The following is an 18414-nucleotide window of genomic DNA, read 5'->3' as shown; positions in this document are numbered from 1 at the left end:
CTTGGCGCGGTATCCGGCCAGCGCGTCGGTCAGCATCCGGGCAGGGCCGTCGTGCCGGCCGTCGGACGCGGCGACCTGCGACGTGCCGGGCGCGGCGGCTGCGGCGCGGTGGGCGTGGACCGCTAACACTGCTGTTCCGTGCAGTGCGGCGTGGGCGAAGGCGAAGTCGACGGCCAGGCTCGACACGGCCGAGTCGTCCACGCCCACCACCACCTGACCACGAGCCGGGTCAGCCGTACCGGGGCTGCGGCCGGCGTCGCTGTCGCTGTCGCGGACGACGATGACCGGGCAGGCGGCGTGCGCGGCGGTCTGCACGCCGACGGATCCCAGCAGCAGGCCGGTGAATCCGCCGAGGCCGGGGTGGCCGACGACCAGCAGGTCCGCGTCATGGGAAGCGTCGATCAGTGCCGCCGCGGGCACGTCCGCCGGTAGGTCGGTGCTGACTTGAAGGGGAGGCGCGGCGGCTCGTGCCCGATCGGCCGCAGCCGCCAGGACCTGTTCGGCGGTGTGCTGCAGTCCGGCGTCGGGCGGGCCTACCGCCGGTGGTCCCATCAGTTCGTTGGTCAGCGGCCATTGGAACGCGTGCACGATTCGCAGCGGGCGGTGCCGGGCGATGGCCACTCGGGTGGCCCAGTCCAGGGCGTGCAGGCTGGGTGGGGATCCGTCGACGCCCCACCACGATCGCAACGGCCAGGTCACTGTTCATGATCTGTTGCTCCTTCCAGAGGCAAGCGACTGTTTGTCCACTGGTGTGATGTCGTCCAAAGCGATGCCGGGGTCGGCGAGCCGTGCGAGGTCGACCGGCTTTCTGCTGCGGATCAGATCCTCGATCTGTGGTGTGACGTCCCAGACGTTGACGTTCATGCCCGCCATCACCCGCCCGCCGGCGGTCCAGAACGCGATGAACTCCCGCTTGGCGAGGTCGCCGCGAACCACGACGGTGTCGTATCCGCTGGGCGGGGCATAGCCGGTGTACTCCATGCCCAGGTCGTACTGGTCGGTGTAGAAGTAGGGCAACCGGTCGTAGACGACCTCGGCGCCCAGCATGGACTGGGCAGCGGCCGGACCCGAGTGCAGCGCCGTAGCCCAGTGCTCGACCCGCAAATGCGTGCCGTACACAGGGTGGTAGGCGTTGGCGATATCCCCGACGGCGTAGACACGCGGGTCGCTGCTGCGCAGCGCCTGGTCGACGACGACGCCGTTGTCGACGGTCAGTCCCGCCTGCTCGGCAACCGCGACGTTCGGTCGGGCCCCGACGCCGACGACGACCGCGTCGGCTGGCAGTTCCGTACCGTCGTCCAGCACGACCGCGGATACCCGGCTCTCGCCGCGGAAAGCCTGCACGGCGGCGCCGAAGCGGAAGGTGACCCCGTGGTCGCGGTGCAGGTCGGCGAAAACCCGGGCGATGCCCGGCCCGAGCACCCGCCGCAACGGCAAATCTGAGTGTTCCACGACGGTGACGGTGGCGCCGTGCTGTCGGGCGGCGGCGGCGACTTCCAACCCGATCCAGCCGGCACCGACCACCACCAGGTGGCCGCCACCGACGAGCGCTGCTGCGATCCGGTCGCTGTCGGGCAGGGTCCGCAACGACAGCACTCCGTCGAGGTCGGCGCCCGGGACGTCAAGACGGCGAGGTGTCGCACCGGTGGCCAGCAGCAGTGCGTCGTAGCCGAGGCGCTGACCGTCGCCCAGTTCGACCTGCCGGGCGGCACGGTCGACCGCGGATACGCGGACGCCGGTTCGCAGGTCCACATCGTGCGCGGCATACCAGCCGGGCTCGTGCACGAACACCGACTCCCGCTCGGCCGTACCGAGCAGCAGACCCTTGGACAGCGGCGGCCGCTCATAGGGCCGCTCGGGTTCCTCACCGAGCAGCACGATCTCGCCGCCGAAGCCGGACTCCCGCAGCGTCTGCGCGGCCTTCGCCCCGGCCAACCCGGCCCCGACGATCACGAACACCTGTGGCTCTCTCATGAGCTTCTCCCGGCGATACGTCGTCGGCTAGGGCAAAGTGGCATTCACGGGCCAGCGCCGGCGCCCGCTGCGGCCCTGGTAGAAACCGGCCAGACCGGTGCCCACCTCGTCAACCGCGATCGCCGGACGTTTGGCGACGGTGAGCAGCACGGCCGAGTCCTCCAGGGCTGTCAGCGAGTGCCGGGCACCAGCGACGATCAGCAACTGTCCGGGCGAGCCGTCGGTCGTGTCATCGCCGGCCGTGACCCGCACCCGTCCGCGTAGCACCTGCACGCTCGCCTCACCCGGATTGTCGTGCTCCTCGATCCGTTGGCCGCGAGCCAACGCGATCACGCTCTGGTAGAGCAGGTGCGGACGTTCGCCATCAATGGTGCGCATATCGCGGCGGCGCGACGCGCTGAGCGCGTGGCTCAGCAGTCCATCGGCGAGCGCCGTCAACGACCATTTCTCCATCACCAGCTCCTATCCGTGTGGCGAGGCGTAGACACCGGCGGTCGACGGTGTCGTCGCAACCCGCCGGTCGTCGCGATGGCGCCGGGATCGTTGTGCCCGCGCTGTTCGGCCGGTCACCGGTGCCGGCTGAGGGTGCCGTCCGGTGAGGGCGGTGAAGACGCCGGTGAGCTCCAGGACCAGGCGGACCTGGCGCTGCGGGTTGACCACGGTGTAGCGGTGTCCCCGGCTGACGGCGGTGTTGCGGCCGGCCACCAGCGCACCGATGCCGGCGCAGTCCAGGAACGTCACCCGGGCCAGGTCGACGACCACGGCGATGCGGTCCGGTGTGTTCAGGGTGTCCTGAATGGCTGATCTCAGCGGGTCGACGGCGTCCATGTCAACGTCGCCGGCAGGGGCCAGCGTGACCAGCCCGTCGTCGCGGTGATGTCGGGTCAACGAAAAACGCATGAAGGCCTCCGGGCGGTGTGCCGATGTCCTGTCGCGTGCATCGTCGTGCGGTGGCGTTCGCCGTCGGTATCGGTGTCAGCCGGTCTGCCTGCGCTGGCACGGCACGCAGAACCGGTCGTGCGGAAGGATCTCCAGTTGTTGCAACGGAATGTCGGCCGTGCAGCGTTCGCAGGTGCCGTAGCTGCCCTCGGCCATGCGACGCAGCGCCTGAGCGGTGTCGGCCACCGCTTGGCGGGCCGACGCGATGAGCGCGGCGAGCGTGTCGTGGTCGTAGCCGCCGCGGCCCGGCTGCCGGCTGCGCACGGTGAGCTCGGCGAGCTGATCGGGGCTCCGCTGGAACTGCTCCTCCAAGCTGGTGCGGAGCAGGTCGATCGGATCCTGCACGGTGCTGGTCACCTCAGTGGTCCTTTCACAGTTCGAGTAGCGGGCGCGGAGTGCCAATCAGCCGCGCGCACAAGACCGGCTGGGTGGGTGTGGGACTTCCACGGTGCGGGTGGTGGCCATGTACGGTGGCTTCCGACCGCGATGGTGGGCTGCCGGCTCAGCATCTAGGCCGCGTGCGTGGTGCGGAAACCGTGCTCGACGTTCCACAGGCGAGTCCCGCCGCTGTCATGATCGCTGGTCGGTGTCGGATGCAACCGGCGCGTCGCGGGGCACCGGGGCGGGCGCACGCGGCTCGCTGCCAAGGGCAGCATGTGACTTTGTCACGGTCGGCCTCCTGGCTCGTTCCAGAACAACCACCCGCCCGTCCAACCTGTGTCCCGCAGAACGCGATGGCAGCGGGCAACACCAAGGCGCGTGGTTGCCGACCGGCAGCACACACGGAACCCTCAGCCACCCGTGCCCTGAGTGCCGCCGCCCGGGCTGCGACCCCACAACGGGTACGGCCTGCCCAGGTCCGCCGCCCGCACGGCCTATCGTGCTGAGGTGGTTCGCCGCCCGCCTGGGTGACCGGCGTGAGTCAGCTCGGCTGCAGGGTGGCTTCGACGCTGATCCGAGCACCGGTGAACAGCCGTGAGACGGGGCATAGTGCGGCCGCCTCGTCCACGACCTTTTGGAAGCCTGCCGCGTCGAGCTGGGGCACCCAGCCGTCCACGCGCAGCGTGGAGGAGACGATGGTCGGTACGCCATCGACGTCGTCCAGGGTTACCGTTGCCGCGACGTCGAGGCGGCCCGGTGGCGTGTGGGCCTTGCCGAGCATCAGCGTGAGGGCCATCGCGAAGCAGGACGAGTGAGCGGCGCCGACCAATTCCTCGGGACTGGTCTTGCCGCCGGGCGTTTCCGTGCGCGCCGCCCAGGTCACGTCCAGCCCGTCGAGTGCGCCGCTCCCCGAGCGAATCACTCCGCCGCCGACGGTCAACGAGCCTTCCCAGGTCGTTTCTGCGGTTCGTTGGGCAATACTCATCTGCGACTCCTCGGGTATCGATGCGTGCCAGATGACGGGGCTGCGCGACATGGAACTGGTGGATCGTGGCTGCGTGGTCCTTGTTCTGCCCTGTTGATGGGCGATGATCTAAGCGGCGACCGCCGGCCCGACCACTCGGCTATCGAGCCGGCGTCGCCTCGATCACCATCAATGATTGCCGCCGGTCCGGTCCTGCACAGGTGCCGTCACCGGTCAGGTCGGGTGCCGCAACTTGCCGATGCTCGGCACTACGGCCTCACGACACCGCGACGCGGACCGGGCTGATCGGAGGGCCGCCTACACCATCAATCCCGGCCGGTTCGACTGCTCAGCCCTCGTCGGATCTGCCGGCAGCAATCGTGGACGTGCCGGCAGACGGGAACTCGCACCTGATCATGGCTCTCGTTTCGTGCGGAGACTCCGGACCGATCCCCTCGCCGGGGTGATCGGTCTCCGCTGCCCTGCCGGTGAGACGCCATCAGGTCGAGCTGGTGCCGGGCAGGGCAACGATGTCGTCCGGCGTTGCCGGGATCCGGCAATCTGTCACCGCGGTAGGTGCTGGCCGCATACCTGTCCCGCGACGAGGGCATGGCGCGAGCATCGACGGTGACACCTCGCACTGCGGTCTTGTGGTGACCGCGAGCGATCCCCCTCGAGGAGGACCTATGGAAGGCAGGTAAGGCTTCGCCGGGTCTACGATGATCCCTCGTCCGACGACGGCGCCCGGGTACTGGTCGACCGGGTGTGGCCACGCGGTCTGACCAAGGCAGCGGTCCATCTCGACGAGTGGGCGAAGGACATCGCACCGTCCACGCCGCTGCGCCGCTGGTACGGCCACCGACCGGAACGGTTCACCGAGTTTCGCGACCGCTACCTGACCGAACTCCGCGACGCCCGACCAGCAGCCGCCCTCGACCGGCTCCGGGAACTGGCCCACACGAGGACCGTCACGCTGCTGACGGCCACCCGGGACGTCGAGCGTAGCCAGGCAGCCGTCCTTAGTGACCTTCTACGCGGCGCCCGAGCGGCCCGTGGCCCGGCGCCGGAGGCACCTGATCCGACCCGCCGCCGCGTGAACGTCGGCGGTCCGCCGCATACGGACATTCAGGGGCCCTGAGCATGAGACACGAGACAAGTGCGGACGACCGGCTGCCCGCTGTTGCGTTCACCGGCGCCGCTACCGCGGCCGGGAACGCGCCGTCGATCCTCAACACCCAACCGTGGCGGTGGCGGGTGCACCCGGAGCGACTGGACCTGTTCGCCGCCCGCAGCCGCCAGCTTGCGGCCGGAGATCCTCAGGGCCGACAGTTGATGCTCAGCTGCGGGGCCGCTCTGCACCACGCCCGGATCGCACTCGCCGCTGACGGCTGGGCGACGCACGTGACCCGGTTCCCGCAAGCAAGCGATCCGGACCTGCTGGCCACGCTCGTGGTGAACGGCCGGACCCCGGTGACGATGGAGGCGCTGCGCCTGGCGCACGCGACGCGCATCCGGCACACCGACCGGCGGCCAGTGAGCGAGCAGTCCATACCCGAGGTGGGGTTGCGGGCCGTCGCGACCGCGGCCTGCGCAGAAGGCAACCTGCAGGTGCTCGGCGCCGACGACCTGGCGGAGCTGGGTTCCGCGGCAGGCCGGGCGGCCGCGGTGGAAGCCGGCGACCCGCAGATCGCCTCGGAGCTGACGTACTGGACCGGTCGTGCCACGCTGTCGGGCGCTGGACTTCCCGCCAGCGTGCTGCCCGAACACCCCACTCAGACCACCGTGCCCAGCCGCAACTTCGGCCGGCCCGGGACACTGCCGGTCGGCGTCGGACACGACCGGACCGCGGTCTACGCGCTGCTGTTCGGCGACGGTGACGGACCGCTGGACTGGCTGCGGGCCGGAGAGGCGCTGTCCGCGGCCTGGCTGACCGCCACCACCATCGGCGTATCAGTAGTCCCGCTCAGCGGTGTCGTCGAGGTCGCCGCCACCTGGCACACGCTGCGGCACCTGCTCGCCGGCCTCGGCCATCCATACCTCGCCCTGCGACTGGGGATCGCCGATCCGGAACAGCACGGGCCGCCACCGCGAACACCGCGACTTGCTGTCGCGCAGGTGATCGACACCTCCGCGGTGCCGGCGGACCAGCTCTGATCCCACGGGCACCGGGAGTCGCCACTCATCGACACCAGGTCTCTTGGCCCTCGACGCGTTTCGCGCGAGATGCGTGCGGTGCGTAGCGCGGGTTCAGCGGTAGCTCGAGTTGGCTGACCCGCTCAACCGTTACGGAGGCGATCGATGAGAGGTCCCTCGATGCAATGCGCACGCGACGGTGCGATGTCCGCTCTGATCCTCGGCTTCTTCGCGTCCTGCTGGTTCGGGTGGGCGCAGGAGAAGCCCCCGCCGGTATGGCGGTCACCGCTGATCGTGGGCGCAGTGCTGAGTCTGATCGTCGCCGTGGTCGGTGCGGTATACGCGTGGCGGAATTGGTCAGGTGGTTCGGTGCTGGGTGAACCGGGCGCCATGCGGCGGTACGGCATCATCGTCGGCGTTGAGTTCGGCATCGCCGCGGTGGGCGCCGCCGTGATCGCCCTCTGCGGAGGCGGCGAGTACATCGCCGCGTAGGTCTGCCTGGTGGTAGGCGTGCACTTCTGGCCGATGGCACCGGTCCTGCAAAGCCCGTCCCTGGTGGCGCTGGGGGCGCTGGTGACTGGTGTCGCGGTCGCAGCCGTCCTCGTCTCCCGGACTACCGCCGTCGCCACGAGTGCCATCACGGGTGCGGGGGCCGGCCTGGCACTGCTCGGCTTCGCCAGCTGGGCTGCGGTGTCGGCCATCGCGTAGTCCGCGCAAGCGGAACTGCCACTACGCCGCCGAGCAGACTCCACCGGTGAGTTCTGCGGGACAGACAATGGCAGCCGCGTGAGATGCGCTCATGCAGAAGACACGAACACAACCACCGTGGTACCCGCGCGTCGGTGGCACCGATCAACGGGGTCGCTCCAGGCCGCCGGCGCAGGGCACCTCACGCGATGTATGCCGGGCGCCTCCAGACGACCCGAGCATTTGCCCGACGCGTCGCGTCGCCGTCTCCTTCTTACGTTGACAGATCGTAGGAGACGCTATTCAGCGAAGCGCGCGAGCGGCCGTCCTCTGTGGAAGCAACACGGAACCGGGTAGGGCGGTCATCGGGTGCCGCTGGTGCTGGACGGACGAGGGGCGTGGCAGCTGCCGCTTGCGGTACGTGAGCACGGTGCCTGCGTTCGCGCTACTCCCGGCTGTAGCGCTTACGGCGTTCCATATCGTGTTTCCATCCCTCACGCGCAGCTGGTTCGGTGCCGTCGACGGCCATGCTGACCTGGGCAGGCCCGAGAAGGTACCGGAAGACCCAGTCATCGAAGGTCCGGTGGAACCAGCGCAGGAACCGGCTCAGCTTCCGGTCGTCCTTGTTCCTCAGCATGGCTATCAGCCTCCTCGACGCGCCGCAATCCTCGAGAGATTTCTCGGCGCGCAAACACCGACTACAGTATTGGGCTTGCACGGTCGCGGCGAACAGGGCTGACGGCGGCGATCGACAGAGTCGGACCTTGCCAAGTGTCGGCAAGGTCCGTCGCAGATTGTCAAGAGGCCTGTTCTCCCGTGACGTGGCGTTCAGACCGTGGTGGCCAACTGGGCCGTCGCGCGCTTCGGGGTACGGTGCCACTGTTCGGACCCGAAGACCTCGTAGCGGATCTGGCCGTCGCTGATCCCGCGGCGGTGCAGCCCGGCCCGGACGGCTTGCATGAACGGCACCGGGCCGCACAGGTAGACGTCGGCGTCGGGGTGCAGCGGGATGACGTCGATGTCGACGAAACCCTGGCGCGAGCCCGGGACGTCGCTCGCCTGCTCGTACCAGACGAAGGTGGTGCAGGACGTCAGACGCGAACCGTGGCTGGTCATGTCCAGCCGCAGCGGGTGTCGTTCAAGGCTGCGGTCGGCGTGCACGATCGTGACCTCGCGAGTCGGCTGGTTCCGGGCCACGTGGTCCAGAATCGCCGCCATCGGGGTGATGCCCACCCCGGCGCTGACCAGGACGAGCGGCGCCGTGCCGTCGCGCAGGGTGAGGTTGCCGTACGGTTGACTCAGCCGCAGCCGGCCGCCGGCGCTGACCTGGTCGTGCAGGTAGCCCGAGACCACGCCGTCCGGGGCGCCGCCGCTGCCGCGTACCCGCCGTACGGTGATCCGCAGGGTGCCACCGGTCGCTGCTTGGGAGAGTGAGTACTGCCGGAGTTGGCGGCTGCCGTCCGGCAGGTCGGCGGCGACGGTCACATACTGGCCCGGCAGGAAGGCGGGGGCAGGCAGGCCGTCGGCGGGGGTCAGGATGAACGACATCGTGTCGTGCGCTTCGGCGATCTTCTTCGCCACCACGTAGTCGCGCCATGGGTCGGCGCCATCCACCCCGGCCTCGGCATACAAACGGGCCTCACGGCCGATCAGCCGGGCGGCGAAGAGCCAGTAGACCTCGTCCCAGGCGGCGGCGACCGCGGGGGTGACCGCGTCGCCCAGCGTCGCGCCGACCGCGCCCATCAGATAACGGCCGACCATTGTGTACTGCTCCGGGCGGATGCCCAGGGCACAGTGCCGCTGCGCGATGCGCTCCACGATGTGGTCGAAGACCACGGCCTCCGGGCCCGCGCCGATCAGGTGCGCGGCGAAGGCGGCGACCGCACCGGCCAGGGCGCTGCGCTGCTCACCGGTGGCCTGCGCGCTGCGGCTGAACAGGTCGAGCAACTCCGGATTCTCGCCGAGCATCGTCTCGTAGAAGGTGCCGGAGATCTGATCGAGGTGCCTGCCGACGACCGGCAGGGTGGCCTTGATGACCGGGGCGCTGGTGGCAGAGAGCATCGGTGTCTCCTGATGACGATCGGTAGGTCAGTGTCGGCCGAGGCTGAGCAGCACCTGCCGGGCAGGCGGGGCGCTCAGATCGCCGACAGTGATCGGGTCAAGGGCGGCGTAGAACGCCTCCTGGGCGCGGCGCAGCGCTGCGCGCAGCAGGCAGCCCCGGCTCAGCGGGCAGCCCGGCTCCCCCTGGCAGTCGACGACCTCGGTCTCGCCCTCCAGAGTCCGGACGAGCCCGCCGATCGACGCGGTGTGCGCGGTGCCGGCGAGGCGAACCCCGCCGCTGCGTCCCCGGACGGTCTCCAGCAGTCCCAGATGCTGCAGCCGCTGCACCACCTTGGCCAGGTGGTGCCGGGGCACCACGAGCGAATCGGCCAGCTCGTCGATGGTGAGCCGGTCGTCGCGCACCGCACTGAGCATGAGGATGCGCAGACTGATGTCCGTGGATCTGTTGAGCCGCACGACCCGACACTACCGATAAGAGGAATCTCATAGTCATCTTTATGAGCGGTGTCACGCCGATGGCAACCGAAGGCCCGACGGTCGCTGGGACGTGACGTCGCCGAGATCCCGCCCGCACGGTGGATGACTCTGCGTGATGATCACCGTCGGATGGCGTGGTCTCGCCCGGATGCTCCCGACGAAGGCGCCGACCGCCGGCCAAAACCTGGAAGCCTGGCCGGCACAGCGTGTTGCCCGCCCGCACCCGCGATCGTGTAGGGATTCCCGTCCTGTACCACGTCGACGCTGCCGGCGATCCCGCTGCGACCCCCAATGCCGGAGGTTGTCGCGCAACGCCGCCCCGGCCCGCTCGGCGCGGTACTCGTCGGCCCACCGCTGCCCCACACTGATCGCGAGGATGACCGCGATGACCACGGGCGTCGGTGTACTCACCGACGAAGTGCGACACGACGGCTGCGGCAGTCAGCAGCCCCACCAGAGCCGAACGCCGCTGCCGGATCAGCACTACGAACGCCGACACCCCCGATGGGTGCGCCCAGCGTTCGGAGCGACGTGCGCCCGGCGACGGGCCGCCTCATCGTCGGCCAGCCCGGTCGCGGCACTGCCGAGACGGCCGAGGATGTCGGCAGCCGAGCCGGTGGCAGCCTCAGCGACGCCAACGAGCAGGGCGGTTATGCGATCCGCTGCTTGGGTGCAGCGGCCCCGACGCCCAGCCTGTCCGAGGGCCAGGTGGCCCTGCTGCGCGTGAACGGGCCAACCCGCACTGACTGACGTGGTCGTTGTCGTTTCCGGCCAGTCGTGCCTGCTGGCTGGTCGTCTGCGTGGCGGCAGAGGTCATAGCGCGCCGTTGGCGCGCAGTTTGTCCAGTAGCAGGTGGAAGTAGACGAGGCCTTCGTAGGGATGCCACGGAGATGTCAACTGCCGGATACGATCGTAGGTCGGCTTTTCGGCGAGGTGGAACAAGCGTTGCAGGTTGTTCTGTGCCCCGACGTCGTCGCCCGGGAAGGTGTCCAGCCTTCCGAGTCCTCGCAGCACGACATACTCCGCGGACCACCGGCCGATGCCGTGTATGCGCGACAGCGCGGCGACAGCCTGGTCGTTGTTCAAACCCTCGAGCCGCTCCAGATCCACACTCGTGTCGACGACATGGGCGGCGAGTTGCTGGATCGCTCGCGCCTTCTGGCGGCTGAATCCGAGCTCGCGGATCGTTTCCTCGCCCACGTCGGCCAGGTCGGCCGACGCGGGGAACGCGTGGAGCAGACGATCGTGATCAACAACGTGCGGCCCGAAGCGCTGCGACAACCGGTTCAAAACGATGATCCCCAGATCGAGGGTCACCTGCTGGCAGGCGATCGCATTGACCAGTCCCTCGAAGACGGTCGGAAAGCGAGGCGGGCGCAGCCCGCGGAACCGCTGCACCAGCGGACCGATGACAGGGTCGTCGTCGGCCAGCTCGTAGAAGGGCCGCAGATCGACCGCTAGCCCGAACATCTTCTGGACGAGCAGGCCGGCCGCGTTCAAGGCCCACTCGCTGATGGGTGTTGCCGATTCCACGGTGACGATCAGCGTCGATTCGACTCCGGTGGTCGCCTGAACGGCTGTCAGCCGTGCGGGGTGTCCGTCGGCGATGATGACGCGGCTGTACTGGCCGTCATCCCACCGGTCGACGGTGTTCTTCCGGCGTCGTCGCAACGCCCAGGCCGTCAGGTCCAACCGAAATGGACGGGGCGCAGGCAGAACAATCGTGGCTTGTGCCATATCGGGTCTCGAATACTGTAGCGGCGGGCTGCGGTCTACCCGTTCCGGTGACGGCCCGGGGACGGCTGCGGTGAGCCGGAACCGCCCGGCCGTCGGCGACCCGCGCCGCAAAGATCGTCCGGCGTGCTCGTCCGGTCGGCGAGCATCATGCGGTTACGCCGAGCGTGTTGCGGGCCTCGCGGATCATCTGGTGGGTGAAGCCCCATTCGTTGTCGTACCAGGCCATGACCTTGACCAGTGTGCCGTCCACGACGCGGGTCAAGTCCAGGTCGATGACGGCGGCGCGTGAGTCGCCGACGATGTCGGCGGAGACCAGCGGATCCTGCGAGACCCCGAGGATGCCGCGGTAGCGCTCGTCGGTTGCCTCGTGCCGGAACGCGGCGTTGACCTCTTCGACGGTGGTCGGCCGGTTCGCGACGAACACGATGTCGGCGATCGACCCGACCGGGATAGGCGCGCGTACGGCGATGCCGTCGAACCTGTCGACCAGCTCCGGTACCGCGCGGGTGGTCGCTCGTGCCGCTCCGGTCGAGGTGGGCACCAGGTTGGCGGCCCCGGCCCGGCCGCGCCGGAAGCTCTTGGCGGGGCCGTCGACGAGCTGTTGGCCGGCGGTGTAGGCGTGGATGGTCGTCATCACCGCACGTTGCACGCCGATGTGGCGGTGAACGATCTCGATGACCGGGGTGATGCAGTTGGTGGTACAGCTAGCGCAGGAGATGATCTGTGGTGCGCCGTCGGGACGGTTCACGCCGTGCACCACAGTGGGTACCGCCTCCGACGAAGTCGGGGCGGACCGGATCACGTAGGAGGCGCCGGCTTGAAGGTGCTTCTTGAGGTCGTCCTCCGTTTTGAGGACGCCGGTGCATTCCAGGACCAGGTCCACGCCGAGGTCGGCCCACGGCAGCTTCGCCGGGTCGCGTTCGGCGAACGTCGCGATCCGTCGACCGTCGATGAGCAATGCCCCGTCCTCGGTGCTGACCCTGCGGTGGTAGCGGCCGTAGACGGTGTCGTACTGGAGTAGATAGGCCAGGTTGTCAACGTCCGCGATGTCATTGACCGCGACGAGGTTCAATTCGTTCGCGTCCAGCAGGATCTTCAACGCCGCACGGCCGATGCGGCCGAGTCCGTTGATGGCCACGTTCGGCACTTACGCCACCTTCTTCTGGGCTTGGTTGCGGGGTTCGTCAGCGCGCAACAGTCGGCGAGGGACGTACGGCGAGCTCTGTCGTGGCGGGAGCACGCTGCCTTGACGAGAGTGTGGTTAGTCGCACCCGCCGCCGTAAACTCCCGTAGCGCCTGGGCGTGGCCCGGCCGTCGGGGCGGGTGTCGATCACCTGGCGCTGGCGGCTCTAGTCCATTCGGTCGCCGTGTTCCGGATGGATCTTGGTGAGATACGCGTCGGCGCAGCGACGGGCCACGTAGCGGACGGCTATCAACGCGACGACGCCCAGCGTCAGCCCTACGCCGATACTGTCCGCGTACAACAGTGCCAGTGCGATCGTGATAAGGCCGATGGCCAGGGTGATCGCAGGTAGCTGGTATTTGATGCCCATCCGTTCCTCCATCCCGGGTGAAGGACAGTTGATGCTCGAGCGTTGGTCTGCCGCCGTCGGATGAACACCATGAACCTCAATCTTCGTGGCTCTGACTTCGGCGTCAGGCTCACAGCGCAGTTCCTCTCGCGCCTCCGCCGGCCGCTCCGCGTATGTTGCTTCTGGGCATCATCGTCGTCGCGAGTCTGTCGACGAAGCAGGTGGGCGAGGCACCAATCTGAACCCCCTTGGTTGCCGACGACGAGCAATCCCGCGCCATGCGGGTGTCGCCGGCGAGACAGATTCGAAGCCGCGTCCGATCGCTGCCGTCTTGCTTCGCCGCCGTGGCGTTGCTCGTGACCGGCAATTCAGGGCCGCCAACTTGTCCGCCGCGGACCCCTGTCAGCACACCGCATGAGAACCCAAAGTTGAGGAAGGCGGCTGCGCGGTGGACCGACCTCAGGCAACACCTCGGGCCGTCCTCGATCGCGAAAATGGTTCAACAGCGGAGTCCGGCGTTGGTGAACGAACCGCTTGGTGACCGTGCCGGACTGTCTCCGATGGGCCGGTGACAAGTGCTACGGCACTCACAGGGTCCTCGTTGATCGAGCAGGGTCGCGGTGCCACCGTGAACGCCATCTTGGCGAGGCTTGCGGGGACATCGCGCCGGTGCGGCGAATGGACAAGAAGCCAGACGGCTTCGAATCTACCAAGAAGGGATCATCATGCGTTCCTCCTCACAACGACCGGCACCGCTGCGGTCGACTGCGGCCGGCCATCCGCCTGTCGTCCCACTGACCGCGGCGAGAGGCCAGACCGGCCTGACGTTCACGTACACGGCCGATAGATCGGGCGGACGTTCGCTCGGCACCGATGTGGTTGTGAAGGTTTCGCGATGAGTGCGCCCCTGGTTGTCGCGCCTGTGGTTGTCGGATTCGACGGTTCGACGACAGCGCTGTCCGCCGTTCACTACGGTGCTCGGGAGGCGCAACGGCGCGGCAGCAGTCTCCGAATCGTGCACGCATTCGGCTGGCCGGTGATCCTGCCGCCGTTCCATGCTCCGTACGATCAACATGATCAAGGGCCTCGGGCGGCAATGCTTGAACTCCTGGCGCAGACCGCACACGAGGTTGGAGCCGATCACCCTCACGTGCCGGTGACCACCCGCCTGATCGACGGATCACCCGGCGCCGTACTGGTCGACGCCTCACGCGATGCTCAGCTGCTCGTCCTCGGCCATCGCGGCCTCGGCGGGTTCGCCGGCCTCCTGGTCGGTTCGGTGGCGGCCCAGCTCACAGGACATGCCCGCTGCCCGGTCGTGGTCGTACGCGGCGACCATCCGTCGGATGGCGCGCCGGTCGTGCTCGGCACCGACGGATCCCCCGGGGCCAACCGGGCGGCAGAAGTCGCGTTCGAGCAAGCGCAACTGCGCGACGTCGAGCTGATCCTGGCCCATCATCATCCAGCAGGAAAGGGTTCCGCGGGTGCGGCCGTTGCGGGCAACCCCGGGTTCTGGGCCACAGTAGGCGATCCTGCCGCGGGTGGGCTCGGTGCCGGCACACGGTATCCGGATGTCAAGTACCGCACAGAGGTCGTGCCGGGCGATTCAGTCGCGTCCGCATTGAGCGCCTTCGCTCGCCGCACCTCGGCCGGCGTGCTGGTCGTCGGCTCGCGGGGCCTGGGAGGATTCCGTGGGCTGGTGCTGGGCTCGACATCACGAAACCTGATCGAGCACGCCTCATGCCCGGTGATGGTGGTTCCCGCGGTACACGACGTGGATTGATGTCGTGTCCCGATACCGATGCGGCGGAATCCAGATCGGCCGTCCACCAGCAGACTGTTTGCTGAACTTCGGGCATGGAACGGTCTTCGTAGTTTACTGCTGCCGGCCCTATCAATGGAATCTAGTCAGTCGGATACTGCAATTGACAACGGCGATTCGACGGGCGGCGGAGCTTGCTGGCCGTCGCGCCGGTGCATCAAAGACCAACAGAACGGCTCCACAGTAGCGCGATGCGGACGGTCATCAGCCGGGAAAGGAGACAGGCGTGCTCAGCGACGCAGAACAGCGCAGATTGACGGAGATCGAAAACGAACTGCGGTCGGAGGATCCCGAGTTCGCCGAGCGGTTCGGTCATGTCATGCTGCGCTGCCCACAAGAGTGGCGTGGCATGACCGCACGCGGTTGGTTGCTGGCGGCCGCGCTGGTGATGGGTTTTGCGGTGCTGATGGGCAGCGTAGGAATGGCACTCATCGCGCTGAGCGTGGCGGGCGTGAGCGCCAGCATGTGGCTCACCCGCCACATTCGCTCCTCCGATAGTCGGCAACCGCCACGGCCATAGCCCTGCGGTCATACAGCAGACCGGCCCTGGCGGTGTCCACGTCCTCGGACGGTGCAACAGATTGCGGGCGTCAGCGCCGGCCGCACGATGAATGCCAGGCGGCACCTTACCTGCGCGCCCACCGGAGCAAGCCGGGCCGAGGGAACGTCGCGCGCATCGACTGAGTCCACCGCGACCGACATTGGGCAGCGGCGCCAACAAATACCCACCGTGCTCCAGGCTGATCAACAGGTTCGGCTTCGGCGGTCACCCGCAGCGAATCGTCTGGTCCGATTCCTGAAGTTGCCGGGCGTAGGAAGGTCAGCCGAGACAGTTCCACCCGTGACGGCTCCTGTCAGTACCCGAAGAGTCACGCATGCTCGGTATACAACGATCCTAGAGATGAGGGGCCGATGATGACGACAGGAACAGCGACTTCCAATGCCGCCACGGATTCCGCGTCTAGGTATCCGGGCCACGCGACCACGCCGCCGAGCCTCGGACGGTCGGACACACCGCCACGCAACTTCAACGATGCTGTCGCCCTCACGTGGGACCTGACGGTCCACCAGTTGCATCAGGCCTTCTCGCGGTGCATGGCAGCGCCGTCGACCGGCCTGCCCGATGTCGGCGCGTCGCAGGAGTTGGCCCGGACTCGGCTGGCCGCGGCTCGACATGCCGTTGACGACATCCAAGCCGCACTGAACCGCATGGCCTGCGGCACCTACGGCAGGTGTCAACGATGCGGCCGCATGATCGCCGCCGACCGTTTGCAGGCTTCACCGACAGCTCGCTGGTGCGCCCCCTGCCAGGTGTAGCAGGCCCACGGCCTTGCGCCCGCCGCCGGGCGGTCGGCGGGACAGGCGAATCCGACATTCGTAGAAATGAGTTCGGTATGTTCGTATCCACCACGGTGGTCCCCGACCGGCTGCCATTCAGCGGCCCGGCGGCCGAGCCGCCCATCGATACCCAGCCGAGCGCGACGACCCGGCCTACCGCGATAGCCGTCAACCTCGGCAGCGGCCAGACCCACGTGTGGGTGGCGGGCCGCGGGGCCCTCAGCTGCCCGAGCGGCGACACCGCCGGCACGTCACTCGCTCCAGTGCGCCGTGGGCGCGTCGCGGATAGATCCGGCTGTGTCGATGTGCTGGCAAAGTTGATCGGCCAGTACCACGACCCCGTCCCGGCCGGCCCGGTCGTAGTGGTCTGCCGGCCGGTGCTGGCGACCATGGCGGAGCAGTACGCGATGCGCCAGGTCGTCGCTGCCGTGTTCGGCTCCTCGCGGGTGCTGTTCATCGACACGGTACGAGCGGTGGCGATCGGATCCGGAGCCGCTGTGGGAAGCCTGCTCATCGCCGACATCGGTGCCGAACTCACTGAGGTGGCGGTCCTGGAGCACGGCAGGGTGAAGGCGGCCCGTCGCATGGACGTCGGTACCCGCGACCTCAAGCGAGGCGCCCCCGCCGAACTCCTCGCCCACACCACCACACGGATGATCAACGAGCTACGCCATGACCCCACTGCCCAGGCGCTGGTTTCCGCGGCGTCGATCCGGGGCCTCATGGTGGTGGGCGACGGTGCCACGGCGCCCAACCTGAGGTTGCGGATCGCCGCGAATCTGCGCATCCCGGTGCGGTCGGCGGTCGCGCCATGGACGGCCGCAATCAACGGCGCCGGCCTCGCCGCCATGTCCGCAGGACGCCATCCGGCCATCCCGTGACCACCAGTGGAACGTCGCCGGCAGCCACAAGCGACAGGTGATCGAGGTCGTGGCCGGGCTCCTCGTGACGCTGCTCGGCTCGGCCCGCTTGCTGGCGTTCTCGCACTGTGCCGGCTGGCCGACCGACCGGCAGACAGGCAGACCGCACAGATAGGTCCGTCCAACCGAAAAGGGTAGAACGATGAGCAAGATGGAACGTCTCTACACCGAGTACGGCCAGAGCCCGTGGCTCGACAACCTCACCCGCAGCCACCTACGTGACGGCACCCTGGTCCGCCTGGTCGCCGACGGCATCCGCGGGGTGACCGCCAACCCCACCATCTTCACCCACGCCATCGTCGGCTCCGTCGACTACGACGAGCAGTTCGCGGCGCTCACCGCGGCCGGATGGTCCCTCGACGACGCCTACTGGCAACTGGTCGTGGACGACATCGCCGCCGCGCTGGCCGTGCTGCGCCCCGTCTTCGACGCCGGCGATGGCGACGGGTTCGTGTCCGTCGAGGTCGACGCCGAACTGGCCCACGACACTCAGGCCACCATGACGGCCGCCCGCGCACTGCACAAGCGGCTTGCGGCACCCAACTTGTTCGTGAAGATCCCGGCGACTACCGAGGGAGTTCCTGCGATCCAGGCAATGACCGCTGAGGGCCGCAGCATCAACATCACCCTCATCTTCTCCCTCGCCCGGTACGAGCAAGTCATCGAAGCCTATATTTCCGGGCTCGAAGCGCTCGTCGAGCGCGGCGGCGACCCGTCGCGCGTGCACAGCGTCGCCTCGTTCTTCGTCAGCCGGGTCGACACCGAGGTCGACCGCCGCCTGGAGAGCAACGGCACACCGCAGGCGCTGGAGCTGCGCGGCCGAGCGGCGATCGCCCAGGCCAAGCTCGCCTACCGGCTGTTCCGCGAGAGCTTCGCCGGGCCGCGGTGGGAACGCCTGGCGGCGCTCGGTGCACACCCGCAACGGCCGCTCTGGGCCTCCACCTCCACCAAGAACCCTGCCTATCCGGACACCCGATACGTCGACGAGCTCATCGGCCCGGAGACGGTCAACACTCTGTCCGAGACCACCATCGCCGCGTTCGCCGACCACGGCACTCTGGCCCGCACCATCGACACCAGGGTCGACGAGGCCGCCGCGGTGGTGCGCCGGCTCGCCGCGGCGGGCGTCGACTTGGACCATGCCGGACTGGCCCTCGAAGAACAAGGCCTCGCCGGATTCCGCGCCTCCTACCAACAGGTACACGCCGCGCTCGCGGCGAAAGCCGACCAACTCAGTCGCCGCTGACATGGACTGGCCGGGTTGAGCGCTGTTCGGGCTGATCGGCACCGCGATGCTGACCGCGGCGATGATCGCTTTCCAAGTGGGCTGACCGGCCTCGACCCGCCCTGATACCCGACAGCCTCGAACCCGTCGGACCGGGCGCGGTCCCGGACACCCATGCAACGCGGCGTCCAATGCCGCCCGTGCCCGCATTCCGCTGCGCTTCG

The 18414-nt window shown here is 68.5% G+C and carries 22 protein-coding genes; 10 read left to right on the top strand and 12 right to left on the bottom strand.

Translation table 11 applies throughout. The annotated features are described in order from the left end of the window. The 6 genes from AB0C29_RS00740 to AB0C29_RS00715 all read right to left on the bottom strand — a co-directional run. Window positions 1-699, bottom strand: a 699-nt coding sequence (locus AB0C29_RS00740; protein ID WP_360813645.1) for a universal stress protein, incomplete at its 3' end; no start/stop codon positions are given. A 3-nt stretch (window positions 700-702) separates the two neighbouring features. Then, window positions 703-1974: an FAD-dependent oxidoreductase gene (locus AB0C29_RS00735; protein WP_360813643.1), complete on the bottom strand. Its 1272-nt coding sequence runs from the start codon at window positions 1972-1974 to the stop codon at window positions 703-705. A 27-nt stretch (window positions 1975-2001) separates the two neighbouring features. Continuing rightward, entirely contained in the window at window positions 2002-2427 is a 426-nt protein-coding gene (locus AB0C29_RS00730; protein WP_360813641.1) for a cupin domain-containing protein, read from the bottom strand. A gap of 9 nt (window positions 2428-2436) precedes the next feature. Then, window positions 2437-2874, bottom strand: coding sequence for an STAS domain-containing protein (locus AB0C29_RS00725; RefSeq protein WP_360813639.1), 438 nt, complete (start codon window positions 2872-2874; stop codon window positions 2437-2439). A gap of 75 nt (window positions 2875-2949) precedes the next feature. Next, on the bottom strand, window positions 2950-3270 hold the full coding sequence (locus tag AB0C29_RS00720) for a TraR/DksA C4-type zinc finger protein (RefSeq protein ID WP_360813637.1): 321 nt from the start codon (window positions 3268-3270) through the stop codon (window positions 2950-2952). Between the two features lie 565 nt (window positions 3271-3835). Continuing rightward, the gene (locus AB0C29_RS00715) at window positions 3836-4279 is read right to left on the bottom strand and encodes an OsmC family peroxiredoxin (protein WP_360813635.1); all 444 of its coding nucleotides are present in this window, start codon (window positions 4277-4279) and stop codon (window positions 3836-3838) included. 619 nt (window positions 4280-4898) lie between these two features. On the opposite strand from AB0C29_RS00715, the gene AB0C29_RS00710 reads away from it, so the two are divergent. From AB0C29_RS00710 to AB0C29_RS00695, 4 genes are all read left to right on the top strand, one after another. Continuing rightward, window positions 4899-5396 carry a DUF488 family protein gene (locus AB0C29_RS00710; RefSeq protein ID WP_360813651.1) on the top strand — a complete coding sequence of 166 codons (498 nt, stop codon included), beginning with the start codon at window positions 4899-4901 and terminating at the stop codon, window positions 5394-5396. 2 nt (window positions 5397-5398) lie between these two features. Next, complete coding sequence (locus AB0C29_RS00705; RefSeq protein ID WP_360813633.1) at window positions 5399-6412, top strand: Acg family FMN-binding oxidoreductase; 1014 nt, start codon at window positions 5399-5401, stop codon at window positions 6410-6412. A 183-nt stretch (window positions 6413-6595) separates the two neighbouring features. Next, window positions 6596-6883, top strand: coding sequence for a hypothetical protein (locus AB0C29_RS00700; protein WP_360813631.1), 288 nt, complete (start codon window positions 6596-6598; stop codon window positions 6881-6883). Window positions 6884-6901: 18 nt separating this feature from the next. Further along, window positions 6902-7099, top strand: coding sequence for a hypothetical protein (locus tag AB0C29_RS00695; RefSeq protein WP_360813629.1), 198 nt, complete (start codon window positions 6902-6904; stop codon window positions 7097-7099). A gap of 424 nt (window positions 7100-7523) precedes the next feature. On the opposite strand, the gene AB0C29_RS00690 is transcribed toward AB0C29_RS00695, so the two are convergent. The 3 genes from AB0C29_RS00690 to AB0C29_RS00680 form a co-directional block, all read right to left on the bottom strand. Further along, window positions 7524-7715 (bottom strand): hypothetical protein, encoded by a 192-nt coding sequence (locus AB0C29_RS00690; protein ID WP_360813628.1) that lies wholly within the window; start codon window positions 7713-7715, stop codon window positions 7524-7526. 191 nt (window positions 7716-7906) lie between these two features. Further along, window positions 7907-9139 (bottom strand): globin domain-containing protein, encoded by a 1233-nt coding sequence (locus AB0C29_RS00685; protein WP_360813626.1) that lies wholly within the window; start codon window positions 9137-9139, stop codon window positions 7907-7909. 27 nt (window positions 9140-9166) lie between these two features. Then, window positions 9167-9595 (bottom strand): Rrf2 family transcriptional regulator, encoded by a 429-nt coding sequence (locus AB0C29_RS00680; RefSeq protein WP_360813624.1) that lies wholly within the window; start codon window positions 9593-9595, stop codon window positions 9167-9169. Window positions 9596-10147: 552 nt separating this feature from the next. Between AB0C29_RS00680 and AB0C29_RS00675 the strand changes: the two genes are divergently transcribed. Next, window positions 10148-10366, top strand: coding sequence for a hypothetical protein (locus tag AB0C29_RS00675; RefSeq protein ID WP_360813622.1), 219 nt, complete (start codon window positions 10148-10150; stop codon window positions 10364-10366). A 63-nt stretch (window positions 10367-10429) separates the two neighbouring features. Here AB0C29_RS00675 and AB0C29_RS00670 read toward each other — a convergent pair whose 3' ends face one another. From AB0C29_RS00670 to AB0C29_RS00660, 3 genes are all read right to left on the bottom strand, one after another. Then, window positions 10430-11308: a hypothetical protein gene (locus AB0C29_RS00670; protein WP_360813620.1), complete on the bottom strand. Its 879-nt coding sequence runs from the start codon at window positions 11306-11308 to the stop codon at window positions 10430-10432. Between the two features lie 190 nt (window positions 11309-11498). After that, on the bottom strand, window positions 11499-12500 hold the full coding sequence (gene gap, locus AB0C29_RS00665; RefSeq protein ID WP_360813618.1) for a type I glyceraldehyde-3-phosphate dehydrogenase: 1002 nt from the start codon (window positions 12498-12500) through the stop codon (window positions 11499-11501). A gap of 202 nt (window positions 12501-12702) precedes the next feature. Then, window positions 12703-12906, bottom strand: a complete 204-nt coding sequence (locus AB0C29_RS00660) for a hypothetical protein (protein ID WP_360813616.1) — start codon at window positions 12904-12906, stop codon at window positions 12703-12705. A gap of 874 nt (window positions 12907-13780) precedes the next feature. Here AB0C29_RS00660 and AB0C29_RS00655 point away from each other — a divergent pair. The 5 genes from AB0C29_RS00655 to tal all read left to right on the top strand — a co-directional run bounded on the left by AB0C29_RS00655 (window position 13781) and on the right by tal (window position 18211). Then, complete coding sequence (locus AB0C29_RS00655) at window positions 13781-14668, top strand: universal stress protein (RefSeq protein ID WP_360813614.1); 888 nt, start codon at window positions 13781-13783, stop codon at window positions 14666-14668. Window positions 14669-14933: 265 nt separating this feature from the next. Next, on the top strand, window positions 14934-15227 hold the full coding sequence (locus AB0C29_RS00650) for a DUF3040 domain-containing protein (protein WP_360813612.1): 294 nt from the start codon (window positions 14934-14936) through the stop codon (window positions 15225-15227). A 392-nt stretch (window positions 15228-15619) separates the two neighbouring features. After that, window positions 15620-16024, top strand: coding sequence for a TraR/DksA family transcriptional regulator (locus AB0C29_RS00645; protein WP_360813610.1), 405 nt, complete (start codon window positions 15620-15622; stop codon window positions 16022-16024). 77 nt (window positions 16025-16101) lie between these two features. After that, window positions 16102-16926 (top strand): rod shape-determining protein, encoded by an 825-nt coding sequence (locus AB0C29_RS00640; RefSeq protein WP_360813608.1) that lies wholly within the window; start codon window positions 16102-16104, stop codon window positions 16924-16926. Between the two features lie 181 nt (window positions 16927-17107). After that, a complete protein-coding gene (gene tal, locus AB0C29_RS00635; RefSeq protein ID WP_360813606.1) occupies window positions 17108-18211 on the top strand; it encodes a transaldolase in 1104 nt (367 codons plus the stop codon). Window positions 18212-18414: the final 203 nt, after the last annotated feature.

The sequence above is a fragment of the Actinoplanes sp. NPDC048791 genome, from assembly GCF_040650095.1.
GTDB lineage: Bacteria > Actinomycetota > Actinomycetes > Mycobacteriales > Micromonosporaceae > Actinoplanes.
This window is presented reverse-complemented; position numbering and strand designations above follow the sequence as displayed.